Source organism: Chitinophaga sp., from assembly GCF_036566945.1.
GTDB lineage: Bacteria > Bacteroidota > Bacteroidia > Chitinophagales > Chitinophagaceae > Chitinophaga.
The window spans coordinates 1-7,247 of the sequence record NZ_DATCVJ010000559.1 but is presented as its reverse complement, the minus strand read 5'-3'; the positions used below and the strand labels follow the sequence as shown (position 1 = coordinate 7,247).

General features: G+C 44.9%; 6 protein-coding genes. 2 read left to right on the top strand and 4 right to left on the bottom strand.

Going from position 1 to position 7,247, the window contains the following annotated elements:
* Positions 1-51 precede the first annotated feature (51 nt).
* The 3 genes from VIP81_RS17060 to VIP81_RS17050 all read right to left on the bottom strand — a co-directional run bounded on the left by VIP81_RS17060 (position 52) and on the right by VIP81_RS17050 (position 2,301).
* Entirely contained in the window at positions 52-792 is a 741-nt protein-coding gene (locus tag VIP81_RS17060) for a LiaF transmembrane domain-containing protein (RefSeq protein ID WP_331963459.1), read from the bottom strand.
* A 191-nt stretch (positions 793-983) separates the two neighbouring features.
* Positions 984-1,652: an FAD-binding oxidoreductase gene (locus VIP81_RS17055; RefSeq protein ID WP_331963456.1), complete on the bottom strand. Its 669-nt coding sequence runs from the start codon at positions 1,650-1,652 to the stop codon at positions 984-986.
* Between the two features lie 43 nt (positions 1,653-1,695).
* On the bottom strand, positions 1,696-2,301 hold the full coding sequence (locus VIP81_RS17050) for an SGNH/GDSL hydrolase family protein (RefSeq protein ID WP_331963453.1): 606 nt from the start codon (positions 2,299-2,301) through the stop codon (positions 1,696-1,698).
* Between the two features lie 191 nt (positions 2,302-2,492).
* On the opposite strand from VIP81_RS17050, the gene icd reads away from it, so the two are divergent.
* Together icd and VIP81_RS17040 are read left to right on the top strand one after the other, a co-directional pair.
* Positions 2,493-3,764 (top strand): NADP-dependent isocitrate dehydrogenase, encoded by a 1,272-nt coding sequence (gene icd, locus VIP81_RS17045; RefSeq protein WP_331963451.1) that lies wholly within the window; start codon positions 2,493-2,495, stop codon positions 3,762-3,764.
* Between the two features lie 252 nt (positions 3,765-4,016).
* Positions 4,017-5,246 carry an NADP-dependent isocitrate dehydrogenase gene (locus VIP81_RS17040; protein WP_331963448.1) on the top strand — a complete coding sequence of 410 codons (1,230 nt, stop codon included), beginning with the start codon at positions 4,017-4,019 and terminating at the stop codon, positions 5,244-5,246.
* Positions 5,247-5,392: 146 nt separating this feature from the next.
* Here the strand turns inward: VIP81_RS17040 and VIP81_RS17035 are convergent, their stop codons facing one another.
* Entirely contained in the window at positions 5,393-7,018 is a 1,626-nt protein-coding gene (locus tag VIP81_RS17035) for a L,D-transpeptidase family protein (protein WP_331963445.1), read from the bottom strand.
* Positions 7,019-7,247 lie beyond the last annotated feature (229 nt).

The window sequence follows — 7,247 nt, the reverse complement described above, 5'->3', positions numbered from 1 at the left end:
TAAAAAAAGATTTAAAAGTTGGAGATAGAAGAGTGAGATATGGTGGTTTCCTTAAGCGTAACTTTTTATTTCCAGGCCGCCCATGATACAGGTACCTGTCAGAATCAGTAGTTTTTCCGGACCAGTGTTGGGGATCACATCCAGGTACCGCTTATCATCCACACCGCCCATGATGGTGGTCACATCTACTTTCACTTTCCAGTTCGCAGGCACAATGATTTCACATCCTCCCATTATGGCCGTCACATCTAATGTGGCGGTGCCCTCTATATCTGCCTTCATAAAATTGAGTACAGTGCCTCCGAAAATGGAAGTCACATCGCCCCCTTTGAAGTTTTTAGACATAATTACTTTATCCACGCTGCCGAAAATCGCTGTCGCATCAATCACATCATCTCCGCTGGCAGAGGTAATGCTGGCGCCGTACTGTTTCTTCCGCTCGGCCCATTCCTTCGTGGAGTAATTTCGTTTAAAGATCACGATAATACCTACTCCGATCATCACTACCGGCCATATAAATTGTGCAGTGTCGTAAGGCCATGACTGGATTTCTCCGGCGAGGAAAATACCGCCTACTGCTACCATCACCATCCATCCACCTACCCGGAAATTGTGTCGGAAACCTACCACTACACCAATGGCAATGAGGAGCATCTGCCAGGAAAATACGTAGTCGGGAATGCCTTTAATATTCAAACGCTGTAATAACAGGCCAGTGCCTATGATTACCAGGATAATACCTCCGACTGCCCGGCTCTTTTTCCTTGATTCCTCGATATCTTCGTTTTTCATTTGTCTTGTTATTTATGATACAAATGTAGAGCGGGTTCTTTTCTTTCAAAACAGCGTTTAGGCTAATCAGGTACACTTACCGGTAAAAAGCAGGAAATTACCGGTAAAAACAGCCGGCCATTTTTAGCCGGTCAACACAAGCTACCCCCTACCGGCATTTTACAGCGGTATACCGGTATCACAGCGGCTCCTCAGATCTCCACAGTGACCAGCGCCTCGCTGCCGGCCAGTTTAGTCAGGATCGCTTTCAATTGTTGTACCATGGGATCGGGGCCACAGATATAGAAATGCTGATTAAAATCGGTAATCTTCTCCCTTAAATAGCTTTCATCAATGGTATGATGATCGAAGCCCGGCACTTCCTGTGCCGTGAGTGTATTGATGAAACGCTTGCCCAGCATGGCTTCAAACTCGTCTTTCAAAATAATATCACCCAGGGTTTTGTTGGAGCAGATCAACTGGTTAGTGCCCAGCTGTCCTTTGTGTTGTAAATCACGGAAGATGGCAATAAATGGGGTTACACCGGCGCCACCAGCTATAAATACGCCGGCTCCTTTATAATGTATAGTACCCCATACATCGTGGAGGATCAGTTCATCTCCGGCTTTTAGCTGCCCCAGTTCATGGGTAACGCTGTTGTGCTCATCATATATTTTAATGGTAAACTCCAGCTGTTCCCATTCAGTAAGACTGGTAAACGTAAAGGGTCGTCGTTCTTCTTCCCATCCGGGTTTATTGATAGACACTTCGGTAGCCTGACCCGGGACAAAGGTATACCCCTGAGGCTTTTCCACTGTAAATTGACGAACATTGTGCGTTACTGGGGTAACCGCAAGAATTTTAACGATATGGCTTTCCATCGGTTTAGGTTTTCTTGTATATGAATGTAGCGTATTTTTTTACTTAGTGCAATGCCTGTTGTAACAATGGCGCCAGGGCGGCAGCCCAGCGGGCATAATCTTTTCCGGAAGGATGCAAACCATCTGCGGCCACCAGTTCTTTATCGTGTGAAGCCTCGCGGGTAAAAGCCGTAATGTCCAGGTAGGGGACCTTCATTTGCTGTGCAATGGCTTTATTGGCCGCATTATAAGCATCAATTTCCATGGCAATCTGTTGCTGGTCGCGGTCTGCTGCAAAGGGTGTAACGCCCCAGTCGGGAATAGACAATACCACCACGTGGGATGGTTCGTTACGGGCAAAGGCGATCGCTTTAAGCAGCAGTTCCCGGAATTCCTTTTCATATTGCGCTACAGGCCAGCCACGGTATTGATTATTGACGCCTATGAGCAGCGTGACTATATCATATGTTTGTGTAATATGTGCAGCCCTTATGCCTGCTTCCAGTTCATCGGTTGTCCACCCGGTGGTAGCTATTATTTCCGGATCCGCTACGGCATAGCCCTGTTCACGGAGGAGAACGGCCGTTTGTACGGGGAACCGTTCATTGTCTGCTACCTGTTCACCTATAGTATAACTATCGCCCAGCGCGAGATATGTAATGGGAGTCATGGTGGTATCTGAGATTTTGTTGCTGCCGAAAAATGTGCAGCAAAATAACATTAATCCTAACATAAGCAAAAAGTTATATGCGGCTGGAGAATTTGTACAATTAAGACAAGAAACTACCCTGTCTTTAAAGGTAAATGCGTTACCTTTGCACGCGATTACAACAATTACGTAACGCATAAAGAAACCGTTTTATGCCGGCAGAAAAAATATCGATGAACAATGGCCTGTTACAGGTCCCTGCACAACCAATCATACCATTCATAGAAGGCGACGGAATAGGTCCGGACATCTGGAAAGCCAGTGTTCGTGTATTCGACGCGGCTGTTGAAAAAGCCTATGGTGGTGATCGGAAAATTGAATGGAAAGAAGTACTGGCAGGTGAGAAAGCCTTCCAGCAGACAGGTGAATGGCTGCCAAAGGCGACACTGGATGCGTTGAAGGAATACCTGGTGTCTATTAAAGGCCCCCTGTCTACTCCAGTTGGTGGTGGTATCCGTTCCCTGAACGTTGCGATGCGCCAGGAACTGGACCTCTACGCCTGTGTAAGGCCCGTACGCTGGTTCAACAAAGTGCCTTCTCCAGTGAAACATCCGGAGAAAGTTGACATGGTGATTTTCCGCGAAAACACGGAAGACATCTATGCCGGCATAGAATACATGACTGGTACACCTGAAGCTAAAAAACTGCTCGATTTCCTGCAAAATGAAATGGGCGTTAAAAAGATCAGGTTCCCGGAAACTTCTTCACTGGGTATCAAACCCGTGTCTATAGAAGGAACGGAAAGACTGGTACGTGCTGCTATCAGCTACGCACTGGAACATAAACGTTCTTCTGTAACCATTGTGCATAAAGGCAACATCATGAAATTCACCGAAGGTGGTTTCAAAAACTGGGGCTATGCACTGGCGGAAAGAGAATTTGGCGACTATGTATACACCTGGGAACATTGGGAAAAAACCAAGAAAGAACTGGGTGAAGAAGAAGCTAACAAAGAACTGAAAGTAGAACTGGCAAAAGGAAAACTGCTGATCAAAGATGTGATCGCAGATAACTTCCTCCAACAGATTCTGCTGGCACCACAGGATTATTCTGTAGTCGCTACGCTGAACCTGAACGGTGACTATATTTCTGATGCATTGGCTGCTGCCGTAGGCGGTATTGGTATCGCTCCCGGTGCCAACATCAACTACATTACCGGTTATGCCGTATTTGAAGCTACCCATGGTACTGCTCCACGCTTTGCCAACACCAACACCATGAACCCATCCTCTGTTATTCTGAGTGGTGTAATGATGCTGGAATACATGGGCTGGAAAGAAGCGGCTGAAATCATTGTTCATGGCCTCAGCACCGCCATCATGCGCAAACGTGTCACCATCGACTTTTACAACCTGATGGATGATGCTACCCTGGTAAAAACCAGCGAATTTGCGGATGAAGTGATCAAGCAAATGCACCTGTAGTAAAGCGTAAGGCTTAAAGCATAAAGCAAAAAGCTATTGTAGCGAATGATCGGAGCGATAATATAAAATTCGCGTTAATCATCCGCTACAATAGCTTTTTGCTTTATGCTTTAAGCCTTATGCTCCCAAAAATACCTTTCCCTTATTTTGTTTTTATCATAGCTATTCGTATTTTTCGTGATTATCCCGAAAGGGACCCGCTTGAATAATTGTTGCGAATTGCTTTTAATCTAATTTTTTAAAAAACCCGAAATGGCAGAAAAAATTAAAGTTGCTAATCCGGTAGTCGAACTGGACGGTGATGAGATGACACGCATCATCTGGAAATTCATCAAGGACAAACTGATACTTCCATACCTGGATGTTGAAATTAAATATTATGATCTGGGCATGGAGCATCGTGATGCTACCAATGACCAGGTGACCATTGATGCAGCCAATGCGATCAGGGAAGTAGGCGTAGGTATCAAATGCGCTACCATTACACCGGATGAAGACCGCGTAAAGGAATTCAAGCTGAAGCAAATGTGGAAATCACCTAATGGTACGATCCGTAATATCCTCGATGGTACCGTTTTCCGTGAGCCTATCGTGATGAGCAACGTTCCACGTCTCGTCCCTAACTGGACTGCTCCTATCTGTATTGGTCGTCATGCTTTCGGTGATCAGTACCGCGCTACCGATTTCGTTACAAAAGGAAAAGGTAAACTCACCATCAAATTTGAAGGTGAAAATGGTGAAGTGATTGAACACGAAGTATACAACTTCAAAGGTGATGGCGTTGCACTGGCAATGTACAATACCGATGAATCTATCAAAGGCTTTGCACGTGCATGTTTCAACCAGGCACTGATGAAAAAATGGCCTTTGTACCTGAGTACAAAAAACACCATCCTGAAAAAATATGATGGCCGCTTTAAAGATATCTTCGAAGAAATCTATCAACAGGAATTCAAAACTACCTTCGAAGCAAACGGCTTAACTTATGAGCACCGTTTGATTGATGACATGGTAGCCAGCGCACTGAAATGGCATGGTAACTTTGTATGGGCCTGTAAGAACTACGATGGCGATGTACAATCCGATACAGTAGCACAAGGTTTTGGTTCCCTCGGTCTGATGACTTCTACCCTCATCACTCCTGATGGTAAAACAATGGAAGCAGAAGCCGCACACGGTACTGTTACCCGCCACTACCGCGAACACCAGGCTGGCAAACCAACTTCTACCAACCCTATCGCTTCCATCTTTGCTTGGACACGCGGTCTGGAATTCCGTGGTAAACTGGACAATAACCAGGCACTGATCAACTTCTGTACTGCACTGGAACAGGTTTGTATTGAAACCGTAGAAAGTGGTAAAATGACAAAAGATCTGGCCGTTTGTATCCACGGTAATAAAGTAGAACATGGTAAACATTACCTCTACACCGAAGAGTTCCTGGATGCACTGGATACAGCACTGAAAGCGAAACTCGCATAAGAATAGCTATTAGCTATTAGCTTTTAGCTTTTAGCTATTAGCCTTTAGCTATTAGCCTTTAGCAAAAATGCAGCGAAGAGTAACATATATGCTATGTTCTCCGCTGCATTTTTGCTAAAGGCTAATAGCTAAAAGCTAACTGCTGTTTATAATTTCATCTTCTTGCGTAATACTTTATCTTCTCCATAAATATCATCAAAGAAAACAAGGTTGCCATTTTGCCCTTCTGCGGTAAAGTAACGCAGGTAAATAGGAATGTGTTTAGGCAGATCTACCTGTTTCTTTTCTTCCCGCGCCAACCATACCCGGATACTATCGCCGCTATGTCTTACACTATCCGCACGCACCAGGTACTGCGCCAGGCTATCCCATTGCTGTACCCGCACACAGCCATGACTCATGGCGCGCATAGAATTTTTAAATAAGCCGCGGTTATTGGTATCGTGGAGGTATACACTGTATTTATTACGGAAATTAAATTTCATGATGCCCAATGAATTATCAATACCATCCATCTGCCGCAGCACATAGGGGAAATGACCCTTACTCAGCTTAGACCAGTCGATGGTAGCGGGATCCACGGTGTTACCGTCCTTATCAATGACTTCCAGATTTTTAGAAGCCAGATAGCCTACATTCTTTTTAATGGCCGGCAACATTTCCTTGAACACAATGCTATATGGTACCCGCCAGTAGGGATACATCATAAAGTTAGTCATATAGGAGTTCAGCAATGGGGTACGCGTACGTGGGGTACCCACAATTACACGCGATTCCAGTTTTACTTCTCCACTATCAACCACTCTTAATGTATAGCCAGGCAAGTTGACCATAATATACTGCGAGGGTAAAGTATCCGGCAGTTTACGCCACCGGTCCAGATTTACAGCCGCCTGCATAATCCAGTCGTGCATAGAACGGTTCAATGCTATTACCGTTCTTTTACCCGCTATACCATCCGGATAAATATTAAATTCTTTCTGGAAAGCTTTAATCCCTGTTTTTAATATAGTCGTATCCGTGGCACGTCCTGTAGTGTCCAGATGACCGCTTTGTACCAGGCGATTGATGACCAATTGCCGGAAAGCCGCGGTATCCGTGTAGTTCAGCGGTAACGTATCCCAGTGATAATTCGAGTATTTTGATTTGAAAGTTTGGATCCCTTCCTTCAGGGCCACATAACCTGCATGTACAGGTTCCTGCGCGTGGAGGATAACGGAAACGTCTTTGTCGGCCAACGCCTGTTGCAGTGCGGTGATCAGTTGTGTGTCTGTAAACAACGAATCTTGTTTGAGTGTAACACTGTCACGTGGCGCTACGCCGAAACGAAGATCTGAGGCCATTTTCATAAAGGCATCAGTCATCAGGACATCTACTTTTGCCCATAAAGCCGCATCCTTTTTAGCAGTGGCATCTCCATTGATCTGCTCAAGGGCAGCGGTGAGCGCAGATGCATGGTACTGGGCAGGCAACAACCCTACGTCTTCCGCATGCTGTATCATATACAACATCGAATCCGCAGCGGGATTGACTACACCATCCCTGGACCAATGTCCGGAGGGCTTGTCGGAGCCATAAAATTCCTGAATAGCGGAGGGACGGAATGCCAACAGGCTGTCTTCCAATTCACCTTCATTGTCTTTCAGCGCAGACAAACGTTCTGTGATGTTATCTGTAATCACTTCATCGAGCTGTCTGATGTTTGCTACAATCTGTTTTTGTTTGGGGGCGGTATGCTTTTTTTTATTGACACAGGCTAACAATAAGCACATTCCAGATCCGCATAACAAACTGATAATATATATTTTGTACTTCATCTGCAGTTAATCGCTATAGTAAAGATAGGGATTTACAAATACTGTGCGCGAATTTTTGTCTTGACCAGGATGATACTGATTTAGATGATTTTCACGATTACATTTTGATTAAAAAAGATTTGGGAAGACGAGAGCGGACACCCGCTTTCATCTTCCCAAATCTTTTTTAAATCTATAAAAGTAA

Coding starts and splice junctions, on each gene's coding strand:
- VIP81_RS17060 (WP_331963459.1), bottom strand. CDS start 792: ATGAAAAACGAAGATATCGAGGAATCAAGGAAAAAGAGCCGGGCAGTC.
- VIP81_RS17055 (WP_331963456.1), bottom strand. CDS start 1,652: ATGGAAAGCCATATCGTTAAAATTCTTGCGGTTACCCCAGTAACGCAC.
- VIP81_RS17050 (WP_331963453.1), bottom strand. CDS start 2,301: ATGACTCCCATTACATATCTCGCGCTGGGCGATAGTTATACTATAGGT.
- icd (WP_331963451.1), top strand. CDS start 2,493: ATGCCGGCAGAAAAAATATCGATGAACAATGGCCTGTTACAGGTCCCT.
- VIP81_RS17040 (WP_331963448.1), top strand. CDS start 4,017: ATGGCAGAAAAAATTAAAGTTGCTAATCCGGTAGTCGAACTGGACGGT.
- VIP81_RS17035 (WP_331963445.1), bottom strand. CDS start 7,018: ATGTGCTTATTGTTAGCCTGTGTCAATAAAAAAAAGCATACCGCCCCC.